This is a genomic window from Bradyrhizobium sp. AT1 (assembly GCF_001590795.1).
Classification (GTDB): Bacteria; Pseudomonadota; Alphaproteobacteria; order Rhizobiales; family Xanthobacteraceae; genus Bradyrhizobium.
Genome location: NZ_JXDL01000001.1, coordinates 3171335 through 3196191, shown reverse-complemented (window position 1 = coordinate 3196191; position 24857 = coordinate 3171335). Strand labels below are relative to the sequence as shown.

Here is a 24857-nt window from a genome sequence, read left to right as displayed (position 1 = left end):
GGCGGTGGTGACGTTGGCGATGTTGCGCACTTGCGCGGTCAGGTTGCCGCACATCGCGTTGACGGAGTCCGTCAGGTCCTTCCAGGTGCCGGCGACGCCGGGCACGATGGCCTGGCCGCCGAGCTTGCCGTCGGTGCCGACCTCGCGGGCCACGCGCGTCACTTCGGAGGCGAAGGAGCGGAGCTGGTCCACCATCGTGTTGATGGCTTCCTTGAGCTGCAGAATCTCGCCGCGGACGTCCACAGTGATCTTCTTGGAGAGGTCGCCGTTCGCCACCGCGATCGTCACCTCGGCGATGTTGCGAACCTGGTTGGTCAGGTTGTTCGCCATCGAGTTGACGCTCTCGGTGAGGTCCTTCCAGACGCCGGTCACCTCGGGCACCTGGGCCTGGCCGCCGAGCTTGCCTTCGGTGCCGACCTCGCGCGCCACGCGCGTCACCTCGGAGGTGAACACGCCGAGCTGCTTGATCATGGTGTTGACGATGGTCGCCGACTGCAGGAACTCGCCGCGGAGCGGACGGCCGTCGACGTCGAGCTTGACGGTCTGGAGCAGGTCGCCTTGGGCGACGGCGGCGACGGCGCGCGTCACCTCGCGCGTCGGCCAGAGCAGATCGTCGATCAGCGTGTTGACGGAACCTTCCATGTCGGCCCAGGAGCCCGAGGCGAGGCCGAATTTCACGCGCTGGCGCGTCTTGCCTTCGCGGCCCACGACTTGTCCGACCAGCTCGAGCTGCTGCGCCATACGCTGGTTTGCGGCGATGATTTCATTAAAAGTGTCGGCGATCTTGCCGTCGATGCCGAGATAGTCGCCGCTCATCCGCACGGAAAAGTCGCCGCTCCGCATCGCTTGCAAGGCGAGCAGCAATTCGGCCCGGGAATCCGGATCCGACATGCCGTTGGCTTTTGGCTTTGGGACGCGACGACCGGAGCGTGATGCAGTTCCGGGATCGAGGTCGCTCATACTGATTCCCCCGCAAGCCTCGGTCGAATCCAAGGCAGACGCAATTTGTCAAAATAGAGCGTCAGCCAAATTCGAAATCAAGCGTCAAGGTGCGACGCGAGATGGAACCTGCCTTGCTCAGCCCGACGTCAATAACAAACAATGCGCCGAATTGGTTCCATGCGGTTCCGAGAAATGGTTGCCGGCCGTCTGGGCGTCATGCGGGGGATCGCCGGCTCCTTCGGAACGGAGCTCAAGCCCCGCGGTTAGCCCGCGCAAAGAGGAGAACGAACATGAAAGCAGGACTTGCCGCGATCGTGGTCATGCTGTTCGCCGGGGCGGCCCTGGCGCAGGGCGGTGCGCCGAGCGGCCGCGGGGCGGTGACCGGCGATCCCGCCGCGAGCTCCGCCAGCCCGCAGGCGGATACCCCGACCACGGGGGCAGCAACCCGGTCGAATCCGAGCGGAAGCGGCACCTCATCTTCAGGCGGCAAGGACGACAATGGCGATGCCGGCCGGGACAAGATGCCTGAGAGCGACCGCACCGTGCGGCCGCACAGCCAGCAACATCATTCGAACGACAAATGAATGACGGCGACTATTTGTCCGCCATGGTGCGCTCGGCGTCCTTGACCTGGGCGCGCAGCATCGGGAGTTGCTCGCGTGCGAAGGCTGCCAGCGCCTCGTTGTCGGGCGCCTTCAGATAGCGTTCCAGCAGGTTGATGGCCGATTCGTATTCGGGAATTTGCGACGCATAGAAGCTTCGGACGTAAGTCGGTCCGTCCGACATTTCGGGCTCGACCAGGCTGGCGCTGACGGACGGCGTCTTGTCGACACGTGGCTCGGCGCCGATCGCCTGCTGGATCTGCTTCAGCGCCTTGTCGCGCTTGGCGGCCTCCTCGGCGCGCAAGGCGGCGAGGTTCTTGACCTCGGCATTGCCGTTCAGGTCGGTGCTTTCCAGAAGGCCCTGCTGGAAGCGGCTGAAATTGTAGAAGCCGCTGATGACGTCGATTGCGCTCGGCGGACGGTCGGCGGGCTTTCGCTCACCGGTGCTGTCGGCAAGCGCCGCGGTGCTGATGCACGCCAGGATGATCGCGACGAGAATTCGCATCGGAGTCAATGGCGGACGGCGTGCAAAGTTCCCTCGACATTACGATCCGGAAAGCCGGTTGCGACGCGCGAGTTCCGTCCCCACGTCTTCCTCATGAAACAGTCCGACATCTTCAGAGATAACGCCGACAATTGTCTCCAGCTCGCCGAGCGCGCCGAGGGACAACCCGCCCACAAGCGCTACTCGCGCATGGCCGACGCCTGGACGGCGCTTGCCCATGAGCAGGATTGGCTCGATGGCGAGATCGCGCCCATCGTGGTCCGTTTCCCACAGAAGCGGAGCGGCTGAGCGCTCGCCTTTTCGTGAATCCGCATGTGAGACCGCTCACGGAATGCAAGCGACCAATCAGGGATGATCAGGGAATAGTCGATCGCGTTGGTTTTCGATTGCAGCAGGAGATTTTTGCAATGGCCCCACGTCTGGCTCTTCTTTCACTCGTTCTCGCCTTTGGTGTCTCGGTCGCGTTTGCGACGGTGACGACGGTGCGTCAGGTGCATCTGGAGAACGCCTCGACCGCCGTCCACGCGGCGCACAGCTAGAGTAGGACGAGGCCGGAACATTCGGCGCCGCAGTGCGTAAGCGCTTCGAGACATCAGCAGAAGCGGAGCACATGATGGCCCATTCCGACCACGGTATCGTCAAGGACAAGCGGGCGGAGGAGCAGCCCCGCGACAAGCAGCGCGCGCAGTCCGTACACAAGACGGATTCGCAAAAGACAGATCAGCAAAAGACAGATCAGACAGGGTCACCGTCGCGGGAAGCGACGCGCGATCCGAAGCTGAACGACAACAGCAAGACGCCGGGCTCCGGCATGACGCCGGATGACTCCGGCGGCGCGCCTAGCGGCTAGACGGGCCGAACGGCAAATTCGTGCGGGAACGAATCTTCGCACGTGGAGTCGACAGGTTGCTTTCGGTTGTCATGCCCCCGGTGAGCCGGAAGTAACCTCCAAGGACGGCCCTGGCACTCACCGTGCCGGGGCCGTTCGCTTTGTGGAAGGCCTCCCGACTAGTCTCCGGCGCCGCTTTCGGGGTCTCCCTGCGTGTGCCCGTCAGGTCCGCGGCCGAACACGCCGAAGCTGCTCGACTTCACGCCAGCGGCTGCGTCAACGTCTGCGGCAGCCAGTCCGAATCTGAGAAGCTCGCGGACCGCCGCAGCCCGCGTCGGCATACGATGCCTGAACCGGAAATCGTCAACGGCGGCCAATTCTTCCGGCGAGAGCATGACCTGGAGGCGCTCGGCGCGAAGATCGTTCATGGTCGTCCCGCAAAATGAGTAGATTGAGTAGTTTACTCAATGACCCAATTTGGAGAAAGTTCCACAAGAGGCGATTGAGTCTCCAAATGAGTAAAAATACGCAGTAAAATCAATGGTTTAGCATTGAACAATGGCAGCGGTCGCGCATTCTCCTTGAGAGGGAGAAAAGCCATGACGGATGAAGTCAGGTTGCCCCGTAAGCTTTCCGAAGAGCCCGAAGCCGCCAAACCGGTGCGGCCGAGCCACCAGAAGGTCATCGAACAAGTCGAGCGCTGGGCCAACAGCCCTGGGCTGCAACCACCGAGGACGGAAGATGCGAAGACGGTCTGAGCCCCATACATTCGAACAACGTCTCACGGCGCAGAAGCTGCGGCTCGAGCACGAGCTGTCGGGCCTGCCGGACGGACCCCGGCGCGAGACTGTTCTTGCGCGTATCGACCAGCTTCAGACCGCTGCCGAGATGTACGGCTTTCTGATGCTACGGGGAGATGCCGCGGCCGTTCGCTGATGGCCCGATGCACCCGGTCCGCACCGTACGAGAGGTGAAGCGAAGCTTTCGTCTCAGCAACCACGCCGAGACCGAAACCGCGGCCCATGCCATGATGGCGGCGACGAACGCGCCAATCGTGGTCGTCGAAACCACGACATAAAAGACGCACGCGAATGCCGCGAGGCCGATGCTTCCGAGGCCGGCACCTGCAGCGTCGAGCGCTGCGGCCTGTTGCCCGCGTCTGTCTCCGCTGAGGCCGGCCTTTTCCTTGGCGCGGCGCTCATGGCTTTCGATCAACGTCGCGCTGGCGCAGAAGATGGCGGGGAGCGCCAGGAAGAGCCCGCCGACGGAAGCGCCGAAATAGCTGCCGATGAGCCCTGCTGCGACGGTTGCAAGGCCGCCAAGCGCGAAACGCACCGCGTATTCGTACCAATGCGTTTGCTTGAGCGAAGACGTCGATAGTTTCACCGGCATTACGCGACGCCTCCGAAACCGGCAAGCAAACCGAACGCGATGACGATCCAAACCGCGAATGCGAGGATCGTCGCCGGCAGCGCCCCAAGACGAAACCGCATCAACAGATGGCAGACGGCGAGGCTGTAGCAACCCAGCGCGACGGCGCCGTAGATCATCGTCCAGCTCTCGGCGGCGGCGTATTGCGGGCCGTGCTGGACGATTGCGATGCTGAGCGTGGCCAGCGCGACAGACGGTGCGGCACCAAGCAGCCCGGCAAAGCTCTTCGGCCGGAGCATGTCGCCTGCGATCGCGAAGGCGGAGACGATCAGGCCGCCGGCGACGAAACGCACGACATATTCCATCATGGCCTGCCTCGCGAAGCCGACGCTCGCTGCTGCCCTGACCTTGCCAGCGTGAATGGCCTGAACAATCGCTCGACGATGACGCCAAGGATAAAGCCTGCCACCACGTCGCTCGCCCAATGTGCGAGAAGCACGACGCGCGTCAGTGACAAGGTGACGGCGAGCGTGCGTGCCAAGCGCCGCCAGGTGGCCGGCAACAGGCCGGCGGCCGAGGCGAGGGCGCCCATATGCACGGCGTGACCGGAAGGAAACGCGTCTCGCGACCGTCCCGAGAAGGGGACGCCATGCCGGTGCCCTGTGACGGTCAACCGGTCAGGCCTGGTCTGATCGAACACGGATTTCAGAACATGCGGCAGTACGGCCGTTGCGAGGGAGACCATCAGGATGTGATTGGCAACGTGACGCTGCTGCGGATGACGGAGGCGGGTATAAAGCCATCCGGCCGCCGCGAGCACGAGGAGCACATGTTCGTCGGCGCCCCAAGTCAGTGCTTGCGCGGTTTGCTCGAGGCTTGAGGTCGTGCTGTCTGCGATCCCGTTCGCGATCGCCGTATCGATCCGGGTGGGTTTTACTGTTACGAGCGCCATCGGTCAGCCGGCGATGTTTCCTCCATGACAGTTTTGTAAAAGCTGGGAGACAAGGATGGTTCCTGAGCTGCGGTAGCTTCCGCCGCAAGGCCTGACTACGGCTGTCCGGATCCGCCGGCGGCGCCATAGACCTGGCCAGTCGCATAGCTGGCGTCGGCGGCTGCAAGCTGCACATAGATCGAAGCGAGCTCGACCGGCTGGCCCGGACGGCCAAGCGGTGTCATGCCGCCGAATTTTTCCAGCTTCTCCATCGTCGCTCCGCCGGAGACCTGGAGCGGCGTCCAGATCGGCCCCGGCGCGACGCCGTTGACACGGATGCCCTTCGAGGCGAGTTGCTTCGCCAGCGACTTCACATAGTTCATCGTGGCGGCCTTGGTCTGCGCATAGTCATAGAGATCGGGTGAGGGATCGTAGGCCTGCTCGGAGGTGGTGCCGATGATGCAGGAGCCGGGCTTGAGATGCCGAAGCGCCGCCTTGATGATCCAGAACGGGGCGTAGATATTGGTCTTCATGGTGGCGTCGAAATCCTCCGACGAGACGTCGAGGATGGAGGCGCGGGTCTGTTGCCGCGCCGCGTTGTTGACGACGGTATCGAGGCCGCCGAGGCCTTGCGCCGCCTGCTCGACCAGTCTGCCGCAGAAGGCTTCGTCCTTGAGGTCGCCGGGAATCGCAAGCCCGATGCGTCCCTCCTTCTTGATCAGCGCGATGACTTCCTGGGCGTCGGGTTCTTCCGCCGGCAAATAGTTGATGGCGACGTCGGCGCCTTCACGCGCATAGGCGATCGCGGCGGCGCGGCCCATGCCGGAATCGCCGCCGGTGATCAGGGCCTTGCGGCCGGCGAGCCGGCCGGAGCCCTTGTAGCTGGTCTCGCCATGATCGGGCCGCGGCTCCATCTGGCCGGCGAGGCCTGGCCAAGGCTGCGACTGCTTCTTGAACGGCGGCTTCGGATAGCGGCTGACGGGGTCGATCAAGCCGTGCTCGGCCATGGACGTCTCTCCTTTCGCTGCAGACGCCAACGAAGCCGCCGCGAGCGTTGCGCTCGCGCCGTGCATGACGTGGCGGCGGGATAGTGAGGTTTTGCTGGGATTCGACATGATGCTCTCCGCGTTGGCCAGGGCTCAATGCGCGGAGACGGTCGATGTTGCTAAGCGAAGGACGCCGGGCATGCCGGCGTCCTTCAGCAATGCGTTACTTGGTGGACTGGCCGACGCTCGGCGCCTTGCCGAGCTCCTTGGCCATGTCGAGATGGTGCTTGAGCGCCGGCAGGGTCTTGCCCGCCCAGTCTTTCAGCGCGGAATTGTCACCGCCCTTGGCGTAGCGCTCGAACAGCGACACCGCGTCCTCATGGGCGCTGACCTGGTAGGAGTTGTAGTCCGAGCTGAAATCCTTGCCCGAGGCATTCTTGAGCTTGTCGAGCTTGCTCTGGTGCGAGCTGTCGAGCGCCGTCGGAAGCGTCGCCTCGACCTTCTTGTCGCCGACCAGGCCCTTGAGTTCGGTGCTTGTCTTGGTGTGATCGGTGATCATCTGCTGCGCGAAGCTCTTCTCCTGGGCGTTGCCCTTCTGCTCGGCGAGCTTGCTCGACTCGATCTCGAACATGTCGCTGATCGCGACCTCCTTGACGAAGTCGGCGGTCGAAGGTGCGACGCCGAGCGCCGAGTTGACGCCGGTCTTCTCGCCCAGCGACTGGGCAAGCGCGGGGCCTGCGAAGAGCACGCAAGCAAGGGCAATGATGGTACGTTTCATGGTCAAATCCCTCAATAGGTCGCGCGACCACTTGCCGGCGACATTGCGCCGACCAACACGCCGAAGGCGCCGAGGTTCCTAACGCTAGTCCGTGGGATTGCGCCCGGTCCGCGGATTGATGGGATCGGTAGGCTTGCGCCGCAGCCCCTCCGGCAGGAAGGGCTCGGTGGGGACGGCCGTGGCATGGGCACGCACGTCGGCATGGCGCTGCGCGCTCTCATGCGGCGTCGTGTTGTCGTTGATCCGCCGCTTCACATCGAGGCCGTCGACGGGGTCATTGACGCCATGCTGGATATCGCGGAAGTCGCTCATGGTTCAGTCCTTTCCGGGCAGGATGGTTTCGAGCACTTGTCGGGCGGCGCCTTTGATGACGCTGCTCTCGTTCGGATCGCCTTTCAGCAGCGCGAGCGAGAAATTCTTGGCCTGCTGCAGCGTGATATGCGGCGGCAGCGGCGGCACTTCGGGATCGGTTTTCACCTCCAGCACGACGGGCATCTCGCATCCGAGCGCCTGCTCCCAGGCCGAGCCGAGCAGTTCCGGACTGTCGACGAAGATGCCCCGCAGGCCGATCAACTCGGCGAAGCGGGAATAGGAAACGTTGGGAATGCGCTGCGAGGCCTCGAATTTGGGATCGCCGTTGATGATGCGCTGCTCCCAGGTCACCTGGTTGAGGTCCTCGTTGTTGAAGACGCAGACGACGAAGCGCGGATCGCGCCAGGCGCGCCAATATTTCGCGGCCGTGATCAGCTCGGCCATGTTGTTCATCTGCATGGCGCCGTCGCCGACGAGGGCGATCACCGGTCGGTCCGGAAGGGCGTATTTCGCGGCGAGCGCATAAGGCACCGCCGCGCCCATCGAGGCGAGGCCGCCGGAGAGGGAGGCGATCATGCCGCGCCGCATCTTCAGGTCGCGCGCGAACCAGTTGGCGCAGGAGCCGGAATCGCTGGTGATGATGACGCGATCGGGCAGGCGCGGGGACAATTCCCAGGCGACGAGCTGCGGATTGACCGGCGCCGCGGGCTGATGCGCGCGGCCATCCAGCGTCTTCCACCATTTGGCGACATCATCTTCGATTCCCTGGCGCCAGGCGCCGTCGCTCTTCGGCTTCAGTCGCGGCAGCAATGCGCGCAAGGTTTCGGCGGCATCGCCGACGAGGCCGACCTCCATGGGAAAGCGGATCGACAGCATGCTGGCGTCGATGTCGATCTGCACGCCGCGGGCGGCGTCTTCCTTGGGCAGGAATTCGGCATAAGGAAAGGCGGAGCCGACCATCAGCAGCGTGTCGCATTCCATCATCATCTTGTAGCTGGGCTCGGTGCCGAGCAGCCCGATCGAGCCCGTGACCCACGGCAGATCGTCGGGCAGGGCGGCCTTGCCGAGCAGCGCCTTGGCGCAGCCGGCGGACAGCCGGTCGGCGACCGCAATCACCTCGTCGGTGGCGCCAAGCGCGCCGGCGCCGATGAGCATCGCAACCTTCTTGCCGGCATTGAGCACCTCGGCAGCACGATCGAGATCGGCCTCACGCGGCGTGATGCTGGGCGCGCTGTAGCCGATGCCGGAATGCAGCGTGCCGTGCGCGCGGGGTGGGTCCTCGTAAGGCTCTTCCTGCAGATCATTGGGCAGGATGATGACGGTCGGGGTTCGCCGCGCCAGCGCGATCCGCACCGCACGGTCGATCAGGTGTCGCACTTGCGCAGGCGAGGAGGCCTGCATGACGCAAGCGCCGGCGACGTCCTTGAACATCGAGAGCAGGTCGATTTCCTGCTGATATTGCCCGCCGAGGGCGTTGCGGGCCTGCTGGCCGACGATCGCCAGCACCGGCTGGTGATCGAGCAGCGCATCATAGAGCCCGGTGATGAGATGCGAGGCGCCGGGGCCGGAGGTCGCGATGCAGACGCCGAGCTGGCCTGAGAATTTCGCGTAAGCAGACGCCATGAAGGCCGCCATCTCCTCGTGCCGGGCCTGCACGAAGCCGATCTCGCCGTCCTTGCCTTGGGCCCGGTTCATCGCGCCGAACACGCCGTTGATGCCGTCGCCGGGGTAACCGAAGATGTGGCGCACGCCCCATTGATGCAGACGCTGGACGATGAAGTCGGAGACGGTCTGAGACATCGTGCGGCCTTTGTGTGGTTGAAGCCCAGAGAACGGCTCCTTCCGCTTGATGTTCCTGGCCCGCTCCGGGGAACAGGCCGGAACGATCGCGGCCCCCTCGCGGTTGAATCACAAATGGCTGAGTGGAGAATGACGATGCTGAATCAGGGCGAGCTCGATCGCGACGAAATGGGTCGACTGATCGGAAGTGACAAGGTCGAGGGAACAGCGGTCTTTGGCGCGGATCGCAACAAGATCGGCTCCATCGAGCGGGTCATGATCGACAAGGTCAGCGGCAAGGTGTCCTACGCGGTGCTTGGTTTCGGCGGATTCCTCGGCCTTGGCCATGATCACTATCCGTTGCCGTGGCAGTCGCTCAAATACGACACCGAGCTTGGTGGCTACATCACCGCGATCACAGCCAAGGATCTGGAGGCCGCCCCGAAATACGGCGAGGCCAGCCAGTGGAACTGGGGTGATGAAGCGGCCGTCCGCGGCATCAATGCCTATTATGGCGTCCCGTTTGCATAACCGAAGGACAACTCCATGAGCAAGGAACGGCCCACCGACGATCCCCGGGATCAGAGCGATTGGGGATCGCACAGACAGACGAACAAGCCCTGGAAGGGAAACCCGGAGAAGGAACAGGGATCGGACGAGGTGAAGCCCGATCTGGAGAAATGGCACGAGACCAAGACGCACTGACGAGCGTGCATCTTGGGAACATTCAGATGAGCGCGGCGTGACTGACGCTGCGCTCTCTTTTTTGAGCACGGCGTTCACGAATGGTGAGGGGGTCTCGCAAGGCGGAACCATGCTTGAGCGCTGCGGTTAGGCTGGCGGCAGGCAAGCCAGCGGAAGCCGCTTGCCGCCGATTTGAATCCCAGGAAAGGTGTTGGCCGTGGATGCTCAGACACGGGAGCGTGGGTTGTCCGCGGAGCAGCCGCAGAGAGCAAAGGAAGCTCCCAAATCGCCACCAGATCCGATCCGAGACGCCAACGAAAAGCCAACCAGCGCGCCGTCGTTCCGTGACCGCCTTCGCGAGAACTGGCTGCTTGCAATTGTGGGCGCCGTCGTCCTGATCGCCGCGCTCATCGGCGGCCTGCTCTATTGGCTCGAGGTCCGTCACTATGAATCCACCGACGACGCGTTCGTCGCGGCGCGCAGCTTTTCGGTGGCCTCAAAGGTCGGCGGCTACGTGACAGACATTCCGGTCACGGACAACCAGCATGTCAATGCCGGCGATCTTCTCGCTGAGATCGACGAGCGCGACTATCGGATCGCCCTCGATCAGGCCAATGCGCAGGTTGCCAGCGCCAACGCGAATATCGCCAATGTCGAGGCGCAGATCGAGTCCCAGCGGGAGCAGATCAAGCAGGCCGAGGCGCAGCTCGAACAGGCGCAAGCCCAGCTGCAGTTCGCGCAGGAAGAGTCTGCACGCGCGCAGGATCTGGTCGAGAAGGGCGCCGGCACCGTGCAGCGCCAGCAGCAGACCCGCTCCGATCTGCAGGCCCAGCAAGCCAATACCGAGCGCGCCAAGACGGCGGTGACGTCGGCGCAGCTCGGCATCAAGACGCTGCAGGCCCAGCTCGAAGGCGCCAAGGCGCAGCTCGCGCAGTCGCAGGCGCAGCTCGATCAGGCGAAACTGAACCTGCAATACACCAACGTCGTCGCGGCGCAGTCCGGCCGCGTCGTCAAGCTCTCCGGCGCCAAGGGCACCTTCGTCACGGCGGGACAGAGCCTGATGATGTTCGTGCCCGACGAGGTCTGGATCGTCGCGAACTACAAGGAGACTCAGCTCGCCGACATGCGTCCGGGCCAGCCGGTCGAGATCCGCATCGATGCCTATCCCGGCCGCAAGCTCACCGGCCATGTCGATTCCGTACAGCCGGGCTCCGGCACCGCGTTCAGCCTGCTGCCGGCGGAGAACGCCACCGGCAATTACGTCAAGGTGGTGCAGCGCGTGCCGGTGAAGATCGTGGTCGACAACTGGCCGGCCGATCTGCCCGTCGGTCCCGGCATGTCGGTCGTGCCCTGGACCAGGGTGCGATGACGGACGCTGCGCAAGGCAGTGCAGGAGGCTGGTCGCCGGAGCGCTCGGCGGCCGGCGGTCACAATCCCTATCTCATCGCTTTCGTGGTTTCGATCGCGACCTTCATGGAGGTGCTCGACACCACCATCGCCAACGTCGCGCTGCGCCACATCGCCGGCAGCCTCGCGGTCGGCATCGACGAGAGCACCTACGTCATCACCAGCTATCTCGTCGCCAACGCGATCGTGCTGTCGATCTCGGGCTGGCTGTCGACGGTGATCGGCCGCAAGCGCTTCTACATGATTTGCGTCGCCACCTTCACATTTGCCTCGCTGCTCTGCGGCTTCGCCTGGAATCTGCAATCGTTGGTGCTGTTCCGCATTCTTCAGGGGCTCGGTGGCGGCGGCATGGCGACCAGCGAGCAGGCGATCCTCGCCGACTCCTTCCCACCGCACAAGCGCGGCCAGGCCTTCGCGATCTACGGCGTCGCCGTCGTGGTCGCGCCGGTGATCGGCCCGACGCTCGGCGGCTGGATCACAGACACTTACACCTGGCATTGGGTGTTCCTGATCAACGTGCCGATGGGCCTGCTGTCGCTGTCTCTCGTCGGCACGTTGGTGAGGGAGCCCTCGGGCGCGGAGGAAGAGAGGGAGAGGCTGCTGAGCAAGGGGCTGCGTGTCGATTACATCGGCTTCCTGCTCGTCGCGATCGGGCTGGGCTCGCTCGAATTCGTGCTCGATGAAGGCCAGCGCAACGACTGGTTCGGCTCGAACATGATCATCGTCTTCGCGCTGCTCGCGGCGGTCTCCCTGGTCGCGCTGATCCCATGGGAGCTGACGCGCGAAGATCCTATCGTCGATTTGCGCCTGCTCGGCCGCCGCCAGTTCGCCGCCTGCTTCCTGGTCATGCTCGCCACCGGCGCCGTGCTGATCTCGACCACGCAGCTGCTGCCGCAACTGCTGCAGACCGAGTTGAACTACACGGCCATGCTGGCCGGCCTCGCGCTGTCGCCGGGGGGCATCGCGACCCTGGTGCTGATGCCGGTGGTCGGCCGCCTCGTCAGCACGGTGCAGCCCAAATATCTGATCATGTTCGGCGCGGCCATCGTCGCGTTCTCGATGTGGCATCTGACCGGGCTCACCGGCGACATTACTTACGGCTATGCTGCGCTGTCGCGCGTCTTCCTTGCGCTCGGACTGCCCTTCCTGTTTCTACCGGTGACGACGGCCTCCTATGACGGCGTTCCCCCGGACAAGACCAACCAAGCCTCCGCCCTGATCAATGTCGCTCGCAACATCGGCGGATCCATGGGCGTCGCGCTGGCGCAGACGGTTTTGGCGCAGCGCCAGCAATTCCACCAGAGCCGCTTGATCGAGCATGCCGCGCCCTCCGATCTCGGCTACCAGCAGACCATCGATGCGATGACGCGCTACTTCCAGGCGCAGGGCTCGAATGCGAGCGATGCGGCATCGCAGGCGCTCGCCTGGGTCGGCCGCACCCTGCAGCAGCAGGTCGATTTGCTGGCCTATATCGACGTGTTCTGGACGCTGGCGATCATCGCGGTGCTGATGATCCCCACCGCGGCCGTGCTGCGGCCGATCAAGCTGGGTGCGCCGTCGCGGGGGCATTGACGGGCCTTGCCCGTAATCTCAGAGAAAGGGTGACCGCGGCACGACACTGCGGCTAGACTGCACCAACCCAAAGCAGAATCCCGGGAGGTATTGAAGTGAAGACCGCGATCACCGAGCTGTTCGGCATCGAGCATCCCATCATCCAGGGCGGCATGCATTTCGTCGGCTTCGCCGAGTTGGCCGCTGCCGTGTCCAATGCCGGCGGGCTCGGCATCATCACCGGCCTCACGCAGAAGACCCCGGAGCTGCTTGCCAAGGAAATCGCGCGCTGTCGCGACATGACCGACAAACCGTTCGGCGTAAACCTCACCTTCCTGCCGACCTTCGCGGCGCCGCCTTATCCGGAATACATCGCGGCGATCGTCGAAGGCGGCATCAAGGCGGTGGAGACGGCCGGTCGCAGCCCGGAGGCCTACATGCCGGCGCTGAAGGCCGCCGGCATCAAGGTGATCCACAAATGCACCTCAGTCCGCCACTCGCTGAAGGCCGAGCGCATCGGCTGCGACGCCGTCAGCGTCGACGGCTTCGAGTGCGGCGGTCATCCCGGCGAGGATGACATTCCTAACATGATCCTGCTGCCGCGCGCGGCGGAAGAATTGAAGATCCCGTTCGTCGCCTCCGGCGGCATGGCCGACGGGCGCAGCCTCGTCGCGGCGCTGTCGCTGGGCGCGGCCGGCATGAACATGGGCACGCGCTTCATCGCCACGAAGGAAGCGCCGGTGCATCAGAACGTGAAGAACGCGCTGGTCGCGGCCACCGAACTCGACACCCGCCTGATCATGCGTTCCTTGCGCAACACCGAGCGCGTGCTGAGGAACGCCAATGTCGATCGCCTCATCGAGATCGAGCGCGAGAAGGGCGACAAGCTGAAGATTGACGACATCCACGACCAGGTCGCGGGCGTCTATCCCAAGATCATGCTGGAAGGTCAGATGGACGCGGGCGCCTGGAGCTGCGGCATGGTCGCCGGGTTGATCCACGACATCCCCTCCTGCAAGGAACTCATCGATCGGATCATGGCTGAGGCGGAACAGATCATCCGCAGCCGCCTGATCGGGTTCCTGGATGGGACCGGGGCGACGCGAAAGGTCGCCTGACACCGCCAAACTTCTTAACCACGGCGGCACGTGGCCGCTGGAATTCCGCGCGACGCCTCCTAAATAGGGATAAATTACCCCTTAATATCAATTTCAGGAGGCGTCCCGTGGTCCTGAAGAGCGTTCATTTTGCGATTGCCGTTGCCCTCGTGCTCGCGGGGGGCGGCCTTGCGTGCGCTGACGACTACAAGCCAGCCGAATATCTCGGTCTCGATCTCTCCAAGGCCGTGCTGTCGCCGAAACGTCTTGGGCCCGAGACGCAGTTCGCACCGGTCGCGCTCGAGGCGCGTGGCGGCAACGAGGCGCAGGCGCGCGCCGAGCCGGTCGACGTGCCGAAGAAGGTCGCGGCCGAACGCGTCCGCGTGACCGAGCCGAAGGTCGCGCACGCAAAGCCCGCGCAACCGCGCGGCGCCGCGCGCGCGAAGCTCGCACGTCGGCACGGCAATCCGCTCGACGCGCAGGCGATGGACACACGCATCCAGACCTGGCCTTGCCGCTCCGGCGGCATCTGCAACTGGAAGCATTAAGCAGCAAACGTGTCCGATTCCCGCTATCGATGCCTGCTGGCGGTGTGCGGCCTGGGTATCCTGAACTTCGTCGCCTTTGTGATCGTGGCGGTCGCGATCGGAGGCGATGCAGTCAACGGCAAGGCCGTTGGCGGTCACTACTATCTTGCAAGCCATGGCAAGCTGACGGAGGTCAGCGAGGCCGTCTACACCTATAGCCTGTGGCACGCGCGTAGCGTCTTCGTCACACATCCCCTGGCCATGCTGACCGGATACCTCGCGAACCTGGAGAAGGCGAGGACGGCGGCAGGGCGCTCGCTCGACGCCAATCACGTCGGCGGGCTTCCGACGTCGAGTTAGGCGGTGTCCGATCGTCACCTATGCGTCGCAAAACCGTAAGTCTGGAGTCAACAAACTGTAAGCCGGCAGTCAAACGGCGCAGGCACCTTCCGTCGCGATTCGACGAAGGTTTCCTGAATGGCAACGCTCCGCGCTTCGCGCGCATGGACCCGGCGGCAATTCCTGGTCCGCTCCACCTCCAGCCTCGCCGTCGCCTCGCTCGGCACGCTCGCCGCGCCCCACCTTAGCCGCGCCGCCGACCGGCCGCGGATTGCAGGCGGTATTCAATCCGGCGATGTCTCCGGCGGCTCCGCCGTGGTCTGGGCGCGCGCCGACCGGCCCGCGCGGATGCAGGTGGAATGCTCGACCGTCGAGAGTTTCAAGACCATCATCGCGGCAGCTTCGCGCGACGCCCTGCCCGACGCCGATTTCACCGCAAAGCTGCAACTCGACGATCTGCCGTCCGGCCAGGATATCTTCTACCGCGTGCGCTTCGACGACATCGCGACCGGCATTGCCGGCGAAAGCCGGGTCGGCCATTTCCGCACCGCGCCGGCCGCAGGCCAATCCATCTCGTTCCTGTGGTCCGGCGACGTCGCGGGGCAGGGCTGGGGCATCGACGTCGCGCGCGGCGGCTATCGCAGCTATCGCACCATGCTCGACAACCGCCCGGACTTCTTCATCCATTCCGGCGATCACATCTACGCCGACTGCACGATACCGTCCGAGCAGAAGCTGCCGAACGGCGAGGTGTGGCGCAATCTCGTGACCGAGGAAAAGTCCGAGGTCGCGCACACGCTGGCGCAGTTTCGCGGCAATTACAAATACAACCATCTCGACGGGAATTTTCGCGCCTTCCATGCGGAGGTGCCGATGTTCGCGCAATGGGACGACCATGAGGTCACCAATGATTGGTCACCGACTGGCAGTTACGACGATGCGGGCTTCGAGGATGACGGCACTCCGCGCCTGGTCGCGCGCGCCCGCCGCGCCTTCTTCGACTTCATGCCGATCCGCGACATCGGCGCGCGGCAGAGCCGGGTCTACCGCAAGATCGCCTACGGCCCGCTGCTGGACGTCTTCATGATCGACATGCGCAGCTATCGCGACGAGAGCTGGAACAAGGGTGGCGATCATCGCGGCTGGATCCTTGGTGCCGAGCAGCTTGCCTGGCTGAAGCGCGAGCTCGCCGCCTCGCGCGCGACCTGGAAAGTGATTGCGGCCGACCTGCCGATCGGCCTGATCAGCCTGGACGCCGTCGCGCTTGGCGACGGGCTGCCCGACCGGCGCGAGCACGAGATCGCCGACCTGCTCAGCTCCATCAAGCGCGCCGGTGTGCGCAACGTCGTCTGGCTCACCGCCGACATGCATTACACCGCCGCGCATCATTACGATCCGGGCAGGGCGCAATTTCAGGATTTCGAGCCGTTCTGGGAGTTCGTCTCCGGCCCGTTGCATGCCGGTACCTGGGGCCCGGGCGAGCTCGACAACACCTTTGGTCCGGCCGCGATGTACCAGAACGGCTGCAGCGCGGCGCAAGGCGAGAATCTGGCGCCGTGCTTCGGGCTGCAATTCTTTGGCCGCGTCGACATCGACGGCCGCGATGGCGTGATGACCGTGACGTTGAAGGATGTCGACAATCGCGACCTCTGGTCGGTCGACATCGTGCCGCAGCCGCAACTGCGCCCGGCCGTCGTGGCACAGCACTCCTAGGGCATCCGCAGGCCGATGCCGCCGCGCACCGGGCGGGTTAGGGGCTGCGGAGCTTCTGCACGCGCATTCATCCAGGCCGGTTTCTGTGGCGCGGCGGGTTGCCGGACATAGAACTGGCCCTGCTTGGGCGAGCCGGTATAGGCGAAGCCGTCGGCATGCACAGCTGTGGCGCTGGCAAGGGCGGCCGCCAGAACAGCCGTCGTCAAAATCGTTCTCATGATCGTCTCCGTGTCGCGCGGCCGGATTGACCGCGTGATGCGGAGGCTGGCAGGAGAGGGGCTTGATCTGAAATGCCGTTTCGCTGTTGCAGCGATAGCCGCCGGCTATCTCGCTAACCCGATCTTGATTGGCCGCCTCACGCCTTCCGCGCTACAGTGCTCGATCCCGCCACCTCTTTTCCACCACCGAAGAGTCTGTTCCCCGCGGCCTCACCGCGCGACCGGCCGGATGCAATATGTCAGGAGCCTTTCATGGACAATCTGAAAACACAGGGCATCAGCATGCCCAAGCTCGGTCTCGGCACCTTCCGCATGCAGGGCGATGCCTGCCGCGCCGCGGTCGAGAGCGCGCTGGCGATCGGCTATCGCCACATCGACACCGCCGAGATGTATGCCAATGAGGAGCCGATCGGATCAGCCATCGCCGCGTCCGGCCTGCCGCGCGGCGAGCTGCACGTCACGACCAAGGTCTGGCACGAGAACCTCAGCCCCGACGGAATCCGCCGCGCCTTCGACGCCAGCCTGAAGAAGCTCCGGCTCGACCATGTCGACCTCTATCTCGTGCACTGGCCCTCGACGACTGCGAATTGGGGCGCGGTGTTCGAGACCTTGATGAAGCTGAAGCAGGAGGGCCGCACGCGGGCCATCGGCGTCGCCAATTTCACCACGGCGCTGCTCAAGATCGCGGTCGAGGAGATCAGGGCGCCGATCGCCTGTAACCAGATCGAATATCATGCGATGCTCGATCAATCGAAGGTGCTGGCGTATCTCGCGGCGAAATCGATCCCGCTCGTCGCTTATTGCCCACTGGCGCAAGGACGCGCCGCGTCGGATCCGGTGCTGGCCGAGGTCGGTGCCAAGCACGACGCGACTGCCGCGCAAGTGGCGCTGAAATGGTTGCTCGACCAGGACGGCGTCGCCGCGATCCCAAAAGCCTCGCGCCGCGAGAGCCAGCAGGCCAATCTCGACGCGCTGAAGGTCACGCTCAACGATGCCGACCGCGCAAAAATCGCCGCGCTGCCGAAGGACAAACGCTGCGTCAATCCCGGCTTTGCGCCGGCATGGGATTAGAGGGCAGAGGCAACCGCAGTTTGCCCGCTCCCACAAGGGGAGAGGAAAAAAGAACGCAAAGAAAATGGCCCCGTGAGGGGCCATTTCCATGTGCGTTCTCAGTTAGTCCCAGTGGCGATGGCTGCGCTTGATCACGACGACCTTGTCGCGATGATGGCCGCGATGCCAGCCGTAATCACGATGCCCGCGGAATTCGGCGCGGGCGCCGTACGGGCCGTGATGATGATGGTGATAGCCGCCACGCTTGATCACGACCGTCTCCGCGCTTGCCAACGTCGGCGCCGCAATCGCGAGCGCACCCAGGGCCGCAACCACATAACCAAGCTTCTTCATGATGTCCTCCTCCAATTCGAATGCACATTTAAACCGCGCATTCACACGAACGTTCCGGAAGAATTGCAGGAGAATTCTGAACAGCTGTTCAGGTGGTTAATCGCAGCGCTGCTGCACCGGCGTCGGCGCACCCGTGGCGACGTATTTGCCGTCCCTGATCGTGTACTCGCCGCGCTCGCTGCGATTGTAGATCGCGCGCAACCTACCGTCCTTCGCCAGCAGCAAGCCAAACTCACGCGCCTGGTGCAGGGAGGGGAAGTACACCATCACATTGAGCAGGCCCTCGGCGTTGACCGTGGCCGACACCACCTCGTTCTCGTCCTTGGCTTCGCCGAAATTGCGCCGGTACATCACCCTTCCGTCCTTCCGGATCTCGTAGGTCAGCAGCGCGCCCTTGTCGCGGTCGGGCCGGGCGGCGCAGTCGACCGCCCACGAGCCGAGCAGGCCCCAATGCTCGACCGTCGCGGCCAGCGTCTCGGCTCCCGCCGTAGGCGTGGTCGCTGCCCACAGCAGCGCAGCCGCGATCCAGCGGCTCAAACAACGCGTCATGTCCAAGAAGAACCCCGCCTCGAAGAATTCCAAAGTGTAGCATCCCGCCCGCGTCCGTCCATGGCTGCCGCCGATCGCTCGCGAATTTGATCCGCGTCAATGAGGCCGGTCTTGTCCGGGGTAGGATGGCGGTCCCGAAGGCGAACTTGGATAGAGCAATGCTGAATCAAGTCATGGATTTTGCGGGCGAAGTGCTGCCGGGGAGCTGTGCCGTGCCGCCGTATTCCGAGACCGCGTTTCTAACCGAGCTGGGTGATCGCCTGCGGTCCTCGCGCATGCGCTGCGACCTGTCCCGCCGGGAGCTCGCCCGCCGGTCCGGGATTTCCGAGCGCTATATCGCCCAGATCGAGGCCGGCAAGGGCAATGTCTCGATCGTCCTTCTGCTGCGCCTGGCCTCCGCAATCCACGGCAGCCAGCCCCAGGCAGCCTGACATTTCGAGGGGACCGCCATGGGGCAGCTCGTACTCGCCGCCAAGGTCACCCACGTCCCATCCTTGATGCTGTCGGAGCAACCCGGCAGCCCGTTACGCGACGCACGCGAGCCGGCGGTCAATTCCTTGCGCGAGCTCGGGCGGCGGGCAAAGGAGCGCGGCGTCACCTGCTTCGTGGTGTTCGACACCCACTGGCTCTCCAATTTCGGCTACCACATCAATGCCAATGCGCGGCATCGCGGCTCGTTCACGAGCCATGAGGCCCCGCACATGATCCAGGATCTGCGCTACGATTTGCCGGGTGACACGCGCCTGGCCGAAGCCATCGCAAACAGGGCAGGGGACGCGGGCCTGAACGTGATCGCCCATCAGGTGGCCAGCCTCGGGCTCGAATACGGCACCGTCGTGCCGATGCACTACATGAACCCGGACGGCTTTGCGAAGGTCGTCTCGGTCGCCTCGCCGCTGTTCACCTCATTCGAGGAGAGCCGGATCCTCGGTGAGGCGACCCGCCGTGCGATCGACCAATCCGGCGAGCGTGTCGCCGTGCTCGCCAGCGGCTCGCTCTCGCATCGGCTCTGGCCGAACAAGAAGCTCGGCCCCGAGGCGTGGACCTCGGTCGCCAGCGAATTCAACCGCCAGGTCGATTTGCGCGTGCTCGAGTTGTGGCAGAGCCGCCGCTACCGCGAATTCCTCGACATGCTCCCGGACTACGCCACCAAGTGCAACGGCGAAGGCGGCATGGCCGACACCATCATGCTGTTCGCCGCGCTCGGCTGGACCGATTATCGCGGTGCTGCCGAGCAGCTGTGCGACTATTTTCCCTCGTCCGGATCCGGGCAGGTCAACGTGGAATTTCACGTCGAAGCCTGAGGCCGCGGCTCAGGCTCGTTTCTCCACATTGGCGCTGCGGGCGGGCACGCCGAACTCCTTGCGGCAGACCTCGGCCAATACGGCGACGCCCTCGCGGATTTGCTGATGCGTCGGACTTGCAAAGCAAAGCCGCAGCCGCGAGCTGGAATGGCTCTTGTTGGTCGACCATTCCGGACCCGGATTGATCGAGACCCCTGCGGCGAGCGCAGCCTGATACAGCTTCAGCGTATCGACCTGGTCGGGCAGCTTGACCCAGAGGAAGATGCCGCCCTTGGGCTCCTCGAATTCGGCGGCGGTGCCGAACTGCTCGTTCAGGGCTTCCATCAGCGTGTCGAGCTTGGTGCGCAGCGCCTTGGTCAGGGCCGGCACGTGGCTTGAAAAATGCGGCTTGCAATAAGCGGCGAGCACCATCTGCTCCAGCGCGCCGGAGCCCGCATCCGTCTTCAGCGCCAGCATCCGCGACATCACCTCCCAGGGCGCCACGATGAAGCCGACGCGCAGCGCCGGCGCGATCGATTTGGAGAACGAGCCGATATGGATCACCCCGCCGCCGGAGCTCATCGCGTAGATCGCCGGTGGCCGCTGTCCCGACCACACGAGGTCGGCATAGCAATCGTCCTCGAAGATGGGCACGCCATATTCGGTCGCGAGCCGCACCAGTTCAGCGCGGCGGCTCTCCGGCATGATGCTGCCCGTCGGGTTGTGCACGGTCGGGATGGTGTAAATGTATTTCGGACGGATGCCGCGGCTCTTCAGATCGGCCAGCGTCGTCGCCAGCGCGTCCATGCGCATGCCGTCCTTGTCGAGGGGGACGCCGACGACGTTGACGCCGAGCCGCGCCAGGCGGGTCAGCGAGCCCTGATAACTGTCCTGCTCGAAGATCACGGTGTCGCCGCGGCTCAGCAGCGTCGCGTTGACGAGGTCGAGTGCCTGGAGCGAGCCGGAGACGATCATGAGATCGTCGACGGTGCAGGAGATGCCGGCATCGCGCTTGAGTTTCGTCACCAGGAATTCGCGCAAGGGAAGATAGCCCTGCGGCCCATGCGCCAGCCCGTAAGTGGCGAGCGAGCGTCCCTCGCGCCGTAGCACCGCGTTGGTCGCTTCGATCAGCTCGTCGAGCGGCACCTGCTCGGAATCGTTGTTGCCGCCCACAAAGCTGTATTTGGCAAGGCCCGTCCAGCGCGCAGAGGGGGCCGGCAGCCCTGCTGGAAACAGGGGCGCGAAATCGAAGCTGGACGTCATGGGGCGTTCCTCGTTTCTGTTTTTTGTTGAGCCGGCCGGCGTTGCACCGGCCCGCCTTTTGTCCTGGCCGTCCGGGCTGGACGGCCTTACTTCGTTGTGACCGTCCGGGTCGGGCGGCCCTGGCTGATGAAAGCGTAATGCGCATTGGCGACGCCGCCAACCATCAGGGCCTCGACCACGGGCTCGGCGATCTCGCCGGTGGCGGCCCAGTCGACCAGGAAATTGGCGCCGGTGCCGCCGCGTACGTCGTCGGTCGGAATGAAGATCGAGACGGTCGCCAGCGGCTTCAGGGCCACCTGACCCTTCAGGTAGGTCTCGACCTGCTTGCCTGCGGTGTCGAAATAGGCGATGCGTTTGATCACCAGTGCTTGCGTCTCGGAGGCGTTGTGAACACTCAAGGTCACCGAGAAGTCGACGCGCAGCTTGCCTTGGCTCATTGCGACGCTGGAATAGGCGGGCACGTAGAACCCGCCGGAGACGGCAAGTTCCTCCTTCGGCATCGCGGTGAGGGAATCGGCAAAGTTCTGTTCAATATTGACCTTGGATTGCGCGGCAGCGGGACCGGCAAAGGCGAGGGGGCATAGCAGCATTGCTGCGAAAAGCTCTCTCTGCATGTGACGAATTGCTCGCTTGCCGCGCCGCAACCCGGCTCTAGGGTGCGGCAAAACGGACCAATTTGGTATGCACGAGCTCATTCGCGACATCACTCTCTGTATTCTTTTTGCCTGGATGCTGGGCCTGCTCGCCCATTTCTCCCGGCAGCCGCTGATCCTGGCCTATCTTATCGCCGGCTTCTGCATAGGTCCATTCGGCACCGGCTGGGTCCATTCGCAGGAATCGATTGGCGTCATCTCCGAGCTCGGCCTGATCTTCATGCTGTTCATGATCGGCCTGGAGATCGACCTGAAGAAGATCGTGCGGGCCGGAAAGGTGATCCTGTTCGCGGCGGGCGGCCAACTGCTGGGGGGCTGCCTGCTCGGGGTCCTGTTCTTCGTCGGCATCGGCCTGTCGCTCGGCGGCGGGCATTTCGATGCGGTCTATCTCTGCGTCGCCTGCGCGCTGTCGAGCACCGTCATCATCGTCAAGGTGCTCTACGAGAAGCGCGAGCTCGACACGCTGCCGGGGCGCATCACGCTCGGCGTGCTGGTGCTCCAGGACATCTTCGCGATCCTGTTCCTGGCCGTGCAACCGAGCCTTGCCAATCTGCAAGCCAGCGTCATCCTGCTCTCGATCGGCCGCGTCGCGGTGCTGGTCGCCGCCGCGTTGCTGGTCAGCCGCTACGTGCTGCCGCGCCTGTTCCACCAGATCGCACGCCGCCCCGAGCTGATCCTGCTCGGCGCGCTGGCCTGGTGCTTTCTCGTCGCCGAGACCGCCGAGCGGCTGTCGCTGTCGCGCGAGATGGGCGCGCTAATCGCCGGCGTCTCGCTCTCGACCTTTCCCTACGCGCTCGACGTCACCGCCAAGGTCACCACGCTGCGCGACTTCTTCATCACCCTGTTCTTCGTCGCGCTCGGCATGACCATTCCCGTGCCCGGCCTCTCCGTGATCGGGCTGGCGCTGATGATCGCGGCCTTCACGGTGGTCAGCCGCCTCGTCACCACCTTCACGCCGCTTTATCTGATGAAGCAGGGCCTGCGCGCCAGCCTGCTGCCGGCGCTGAATCTCGCGCAGATCTCCGAGTTCTCGCTGGTGGTGATCCAGACCGGCGTCAACGATCACCATATCGCGGCGCAGACGGCGAACGCGGTCTCCTTCGCCTTCGTGGTGCTCGCCGTGCTCTCGACCTTCGCGATGAGCCGCAGCGACGAGATCACCCGCTGGGCGATCGGCCCCCTGAAGCGGATTGGCCTGCGCGACCTCGACCACGGCAACGGCCACGGCGAGGAGGGGCACGAGGGCGGCCATGGCGAGGCTCGCCGCATCGTCATCCTCGGCTTTTTCCGTGCGGCGAGCGCCCTGCTCGCCGAGATCGAGCGGCAGGCGCCGGTGCTGCTCGAGCAGATCACCGTGGTCGACTTCAACCCGAATGTGTACCAGACCCTGCTTTCGCGCGGCCTGCACGTGATCTACGGCGACATCAGCAATGTCGATACGCTGCTCCATGCCGGCATCGGCAAGTCCGAGATGATCATCCTCAGCGTGCCGGATTCGCTGCTGAAGGGCGCCACCAACGAGAAGCTGGTTCGCCACGTCCGCGCGCTCAATCCGACCGCCTTGATCGTGGCCACGGCCGACCTGCTGGCCGATGTCGGCGCGCTCTACGAGGCCGGCGCCAGCTACGTCACCGTGACCCGGCTCAGCGATGCCCACGAGCTGTTCACGGTGATCGAAGCCGCCCAGGCCGGCCTTCTGGCCGACAAGCGCGCCGAACTCGATCAGCGGCTCGGCGAGCGCCGCGAAGTGTTGCCCTGAGAACGGCCGGCCGCCTTCCTCCCCGGCGGTCTTGCGCCTATATCCCTGGTATCTTCGGTGCAAGCCGGCCTCCGGATGGCCCGCCGCCCGGAATATGCGGTTGCGTCCAGGACACTAGCGCCCCGGCTCAAGTCCGGCTAAGCCTCCCGGCATAACCGATAGAGATTGGGACATGCCCGATAGCGTTCAGGAAGTCTTGCAGGCCTTTGCCCGGGGTGAGCTCGTGGTCGTTACCGACGACGACGACCGCGAAGGCGAGGGGGATTTGATCGTCGCCGCCTCGCTCTGCACGGCCGAGAAGATGGCGTTCATCATCCGCCACACCTCAGGCATCGTCTGCGCGCCTGTCACCGCCGAGGACGCCCGCCGTCTGCGGCTCGATCCGATGGTCGCCCATAACGATTCCGCGCACACCACCGCGTTCACGGTGTCGATCGACTACAAGCCCGATGGCGGCACCGGGATTTCCGCCGAGGAGCGCGCCTCGTGCTGCCGTGCGCTCGCCAATCCCAATGTCGGCGCCAACGACTTCGCCCGTCCCGGCCACATCTTCCCGCTGATCGCCAAGGACGGCGGCGTGTTGCTGCGCTCGGGCCATACCGAGGCCGCCGTCGACCTCTGCAAGCTCTCCGGGCTGCCGCCGGTCGGCGTCATCAGCGAATTGATGAACGACGATGGCAGCGTGATGAAGGGCGAGCAGGTCGCCCGCTTCGCCGCCCAGCATAAGCTCAAGCACGTCACCATCGCGGACATGATCGCCTACCGCCAGGCGCGCGAGAAGCTGATCGAGCGGGTCTCGACCTTCGTCACCGAAAGCCCGATCGGACCCTTGCAGGGCTATGCCTACCGCTCGCCGTTCGATTCCATCGCCCACGTCGCGTTCGTCTACAACGGCGTCGGCGACGGCAAGAACGTGCTGACGCGCTTCCACAAGCCGAACATCGTCAAGGACATCTTCACCGGGCACAAGCGCATGGCGGCGGTGCTCGAGCATTTCAAGAAATCGGGCCGTGGGGTGCTGGTCTATTTGCGCGACGGTGCGGCCGGTGTCCCCGTGGCGGCGCTGCCGGACGAGTCGGCGACGGAGGCCGACCGCAACCGCCAGTGGCGCGAGGTCGGCGTCGGCGCGCAGATCCTGCGCGATCTCGGCGTCACCTCGATCCGGCATCTCACCTCTTCGGTCCACGACTACAAAGGCTTGTCGGGCTTCGGCATCGAGATCGTCGCCAACGAGCAGCTCGAGAGCTAGCGCCGTCATTCCGGGGCGCGCGTCCCCGGGATTCACGCAGATCCATCCATCTGCAACGCAATTGCACTTGTTGCCGCGGCGCTTTACTTTGTCGGGCAAATTTTGACGGAACCAGACGAAAGGACG

33 protein-coding genes are annotated in these 24857 nt (G+C 64.5%); 18 read left to right on the top strand and 15 right to left on the bottom strand.

The window, feature by feature from the left end:
* On the bottom strand, positions 1-960 hold a 960-nt coding region (locus tag SE92_RS15065), incomplete at its 3' end, for a HAMP domain-containing protein (protein ID WP_157095884.1).
* Between the two features lie 272 nt (positions 961-1232).
* On the opposite strand from SE92_RS15065, the gene SE92_RS36660 reads away from it, so the two are divergent.
* Entirely contained in the window at positions 1233-1526 is a 294-nt protein-coding gene (locus SE92_RS36660) for a hypothetical protein (RefSeq protein WP_063196476.1), read from the top strand.
* 10 nt (positions 1527-1536) lie between these two features.
* Here SE92_RS36660 and SE92_RS15055 read toward each other — a convergent pair whose 3' ends face one another.
* A complete protein-coding gene (locus tag SE92_RS15055) occupies positions 1537-2049 on the bottom strand; it encodes a DUF4142 domain-containing protein (protein WP_063196475.1) in 513 nt (170 codons plus the stop codon).
* A 93-nt stretch (positions 2050-2142) separates the two neighbouring features.
* Here SE92_RS15055 and SE92_RS15050 point away from each other — a divergent pair, with 93 nt between their 5' ends.
* From SE92_RS15050 to SE92_RS15045, 3 genes are all read left to right on the top strand, one after another.
* Complete coding sequence (locus SE92_RS15050; protein ID WP_063196474.1) at positions 2143-2337, top strand: hypothetical protein; 195 nt, start codon at positions 2143-2145, stop codon at positions 2335-2337.
* Positions 2338-2456: 119 nt separating this feature from the next.
* A complete protein-coding gene (locus SE92_RS37370; protein ID WP_283806770.1) occupies positions 2457-2588 on the top strand; it encodes a hypothetical protein in 132 nt (43 codons plus the stop codon).
* A gap of 74 nt (positions 2589-2662) precedes the next feature.
* A complete protein-coding gene (locus SE92_RS15045) occupies positions 2663-2899 on the top strand; it encodes a hypothetical protein (RefSeq protein ID WP_063203546.1) in 237 nt (78 codons plus the stop codon).
* A gap of 158 nt (positions 2900-3057) precedes the next feature.
* On the opposite strand, the gene SE92_RS15040 is transcribed toward SE92_RS15045, so the two are convergent.
* Positions 3058-3306, bottom strand: a complete 249-nt coding sequence (locus SE92_RS15040) for a hypothetical protein (protein WP_063196473.1) — start codon at positions 3304-3306, stop codon at positions 3058-3060.
* Between the two features lie 171 nt (positions 3307-3477).
* On the opposite strand from SE92_RS15040, the gene SE92_RS36655 reads away from it, so the two are divergent.
* Positions 3478-3636, top strand: coding sequence for a hypothetical protein (locus tag SE92_RS36655; protein ID WP_194406715.1), 159 nt, complete (start codon positions 3478-3480; stop codon positions 3634-3636).
* 148 nt (positions 3637-3784) lie between these two features.
* On the opposite strand, the gene SE92_RS15030 is transcribed toward SE92_RS36655, so the two are convergent.
* From SE92_RS15030 to SE92_RS15000, 7 genes are all read right to left on the bottom strand, one after another.
* Positions 3785-4270, bottom strand: coding sequence for a hypothetical protein (locus SE92_RS15030; protein ID WP_063196471.1), 486 nt, complete (start codon positions 4268-4270; stop codon positions 3785-3787).
* Positions 4270-4617 (bottom strand): DUF3147 family protein, encoded by a 348-nt coding sequence (locus SE92_RS15025; protein WP_063196470.1) that lies wholly within the window; start codon positions 4615-4617, stop codon positions 4270-4272. Before SE92_RS15025 ends, SE92_RS15030 begins: the two co-directional genes overlap by 1 nt.
* Complete coding sequence (locus SE92_RS15020; RefSeq protein WP_063196469.1) at positions 4614-5201, bottom strand: phosphatase PAP2 family protein; 588 nt, start codon at positions 5199-5201, stop codon at positions 4614-4616. Before SE92_RS15020 ends, SE92_RS15025 begins: the two co-directional genes overlap by 4 nt.
* Before the next feature lie 95 nt (positions 5202-5296).
* Complete coding sequence (locus SE92_RS15015; protein WP_198172644.1) at positions 5297-6187, bottom strand: SDR family oxidoreductase; 891 nt, start codon at positions 6185-6187, stop codon at positions 5297-5299.
* A gap of 202 nt (positions 6188-6389) precedes the next feature.
* Entirely contained in the window at positions 6390-6944 is a 555-nt protein-coding gene (locus SE92_RS15010) for a DUF4142 domain-containing protein (protein ID WP_063196467.1), read from the bottom strand.
* 84 nt (positions 6945-7028) lie between these two features.
* Positions 7029-7256 (bottom strand): hypothetical protein, encoded by a 228-nt coding sequence (locus SE92_RS15005; protein ID WP_063196466.1) that lies wholly within the window; start codon positions 7254-7256, stop codon positions 7029-7031.
* Between the two features lie 3 nt (positions 7257-7259).
* The gene (locus tag SE92_RS15000; protein ID WP_063196465.1) at positions 7260-9056 is read right to left on the bottom strand and encodes a thiamine pyrophosphate-requiring protein; all 1797 of its coding nucleotides are present in this window, start codon (positions 9054-9056) and stop codon (positions 7260-7262) included.
* 135 nt (positions 9057-9191) lie between these two features.
* Between SE92_RS15000 and SE92_RS14995 the strand changes: the two genes are divergently transcribed.
* The 8 genes from SE92_RS14995 to SE92_RS14965 all read left to right on the top strand — a co-directional run bounded on the left by SE92_RS14995 (position 9192) and on the right by SE92_RS14965 (position 16353).
* Positions 9192-9566 carry a PRC-barrel domain-containing protein gene (locus SE92_RS14995; RefSeq protein WP_063203545.1) on the top strand — a complete coding sequence of 125 codons (375 nt, stop codon included), beginning with the start codon at positions 9192-9194 and terminating at the stop codon, positions 9564-9566.
* Positions 9567-9581: 15 nt separating this feature from the next.
* Positions 9582-9740 carry a hypothetical protein gene (locus SE92_RS36650; RefSeq protein WP_198172642.1) on the top strand — a complete coding sequence of 53 codons (159 nt, stop codon included), beginning with the start codon at positions 9582-9584 and terminating at the stop codon, positions 9738-9740.
* A gap of 196 nt (positions 9741-9936) precedes the next feature.
* Complete coding sequence (locus tag SE92_RS14990; protein WP_063203544.1) at positions 9937-11088, top strand: HlyD family secretion protein; 1152 nt, start codon at positions 9937-9939, stop codon at positions 11086-11088.
* A complete protein-coding gene (locus SE92_RS14985; RefSeq protein WP_063196464.1) occupies positions 11085-12698 on the top strand; it encodes a DHA2 family efflux MFS transporter permease subunit in 1614 nt (537 codons plus the stop codon). The genes SE92_RS14990 and SE92_RS14985 overlap by 4 nt, the downstream gene beginning before the upstream one ends.
* A gap of 95 nt (positions 12699-12793) precedes the next feature.
* Complete coding sequence (locus SE92_RS14980) at positions 12794-13795, top strand: NAD(P)H-dependent flavin oxidoreductase (RefSeq protein WP_063196463.1); 1002 nt, start codon at positions 12794-12796, stop codon at positions 13793-13795.
* 107 nt (positions 13796-13902) lie between these two features.
* Complete coding sequence (locus SE92_RS14975; RefSeq protein ID WP_063196462.1) at positions 13903-14322, top strand: hypothetical protein; 420 nt, start codon at positions 13903-13905, stop codon at positions 14320-14322.
* A 9-nt stretch (positions 14323-14331) separates the two neighbouring features.
* Positions 14332-14661, top strand: coding sequence for a hypothetical protein (locus SE92_RS14970; protein ID WP_063196461.1), 330 nt, complete (start codon positions 14332-14334; stop codon positions 14659-14661).
* Between the two features lie 117 nt (positions 14662-14778).
* On the top strand, positions 14779-16353 hold the full coding sequence (locus SE92_RS14965) for an alkaline phosphatase D family protein (RefSeq protein ID WP_063196460.1): 1575 nt from the start codon (positions 14779-14781) through the stop codon (positions 16351-16353).
* On the opposite strand, the gene SE92_RS14960 is transcribed toward SE92_RS14965, so the two are convergent.
* Positions 16350-16571, bottom strand: a complete 222-nt coding sequence (locus SE92_RS14960) for a hypothetical protein (protein WP_157095446.1) — start codon at positions 16569-16571, stop codon at positions 16350-16352. The two genes, SE92_RS14965 and SE92_RS14960, sit on opposite strands and share 4 nt — an antisense overlap.
* Before the next feature lie 252 nt (positions 16572-16823).
* Here SE92_RS14960 and SE92_RS14955 point away from each other — a divergent pair, with 252 nt between their 5' ends.
* Entirely contained in the window at positions 16824-17642 is an 819-nt protein-coding gene (locus SE92_RS14955; protein ID WP_063196458.1) for an aldo/keto reductase, read from the top strand.
* 102 nt (positions 17643-17744) lie between these two features.
* Here the strand turns inward: SE92_RS14955 and SE92_RS14950 are convergent, their stop codons facing one another.
* On the bottom strand, positions 17745-17975 hold the full coding sequence (locus SE92_RS14950; protein WP_063203543.1) for a hypothetical protein: 231 nt from the start codon (positions 17973-17975) through the stop codon (positions 17745-17747).
* A gap of 96 nt (positions 17976-18071) precedes the next feature.
* On the bottom strand, positions 18072-18524 hold the full coding sequence (locus SE92_RS14945; protein ID WP_063203542.1) for a hypothetical protein: 453 nt from the start codon (positions 18522-18524) through the stop codon (positions 18072-18074).
* Positions 18525-18682: 158 nt separating this feature from the next.
* Here SE92_RS14945 and SE92_RS14940 point away from each other — a divergent pair, with 158 nt between their 5' ends.
* Together SE92_RS14940 and hpaD are read left to right on the top strand one after the other, a co-directional pair.
* The gene (locus SE92_RS14940) at positions 18683-18955 is read left to right on the top strand and encodes a helix-turn-helix domain-containing protein (RefSeq protein WP_026202606.1); all 273 of its coding nucleotides are present in this window, start codon (positions 18683-18685) and stop codon (positions 18953-18955) included.
* An 18-nt stretch (positions 18956-18973) separates the two neighbouring features.
* Entirely contained in the window at positions 18974-19828 is an 855-nt protein-coding gene (gene hpaD, locus SE92_RS14935) for a 3,4-dihydroxyphenylacetate 2,3-dioxygenase (protein WP_063196457.1), read from the top strand.
* Between the two features lie 9 nt (positions 19829-19837).
* Here the strand turns inward: hpaD and SE92_RS14930 are convergent, their stop codons facing one another.
* Together SE92_RS14930 and SE92_RS14925 are read right to left on the bottom strand one after the other, a co-directional pair.
* Positions 19838-21070 (bottom strand): aminotransferase-like domain-containing protein, encoded by a 1233-nt coding sequence (locus SE92_RS14930; protein ID WP_063196456.1) that lies wholly within the window; start codon positions 21068-21070, stop codon positions 19838-19840.
* Positions 21071-21156: 86 nt separating this feature from the next.
* Positions 21157-21684, bottom strand: a complete 528-nt coding sequence (locus tag SE92_RS14925) for a DUF3124 domain-containing protein (protein WP_063196455.1) — start codon at positions 21682-21684, stop codon at positions 21157-21159.
* Positions 21685-21751: 67 nt separating this feature from the next.
* Between SE92_RS14925 and SE92_RS14920 the strand changes: the two genes are divergently transcribed.
* A complete protein-coding gene (locus tag SE92_RS14920; RefSeq protein WP_063196454.1) occupies positions 21752-23482 on the top strand; it encodes a cation:proton antiporter domain-containing protein in 1731 nt (576 codons plus the stop codon).
* Positions 23483-23654: 172 nt separating this feature from the next.
* Positions 23655-24731: a 3,4-dihydroxy-2-butanone-4-phosphate synthase gene (gene ribB, locus SE92_RS14915; protein ID WP_063196453.1), complete on the top strand. Its 1077-nt coding sequence runs from the start codon at positions 23655-23657 to the stop codon at positions 24729-24731.
* Positions 24732-24857: the final 126 nt, after the last annotated feature.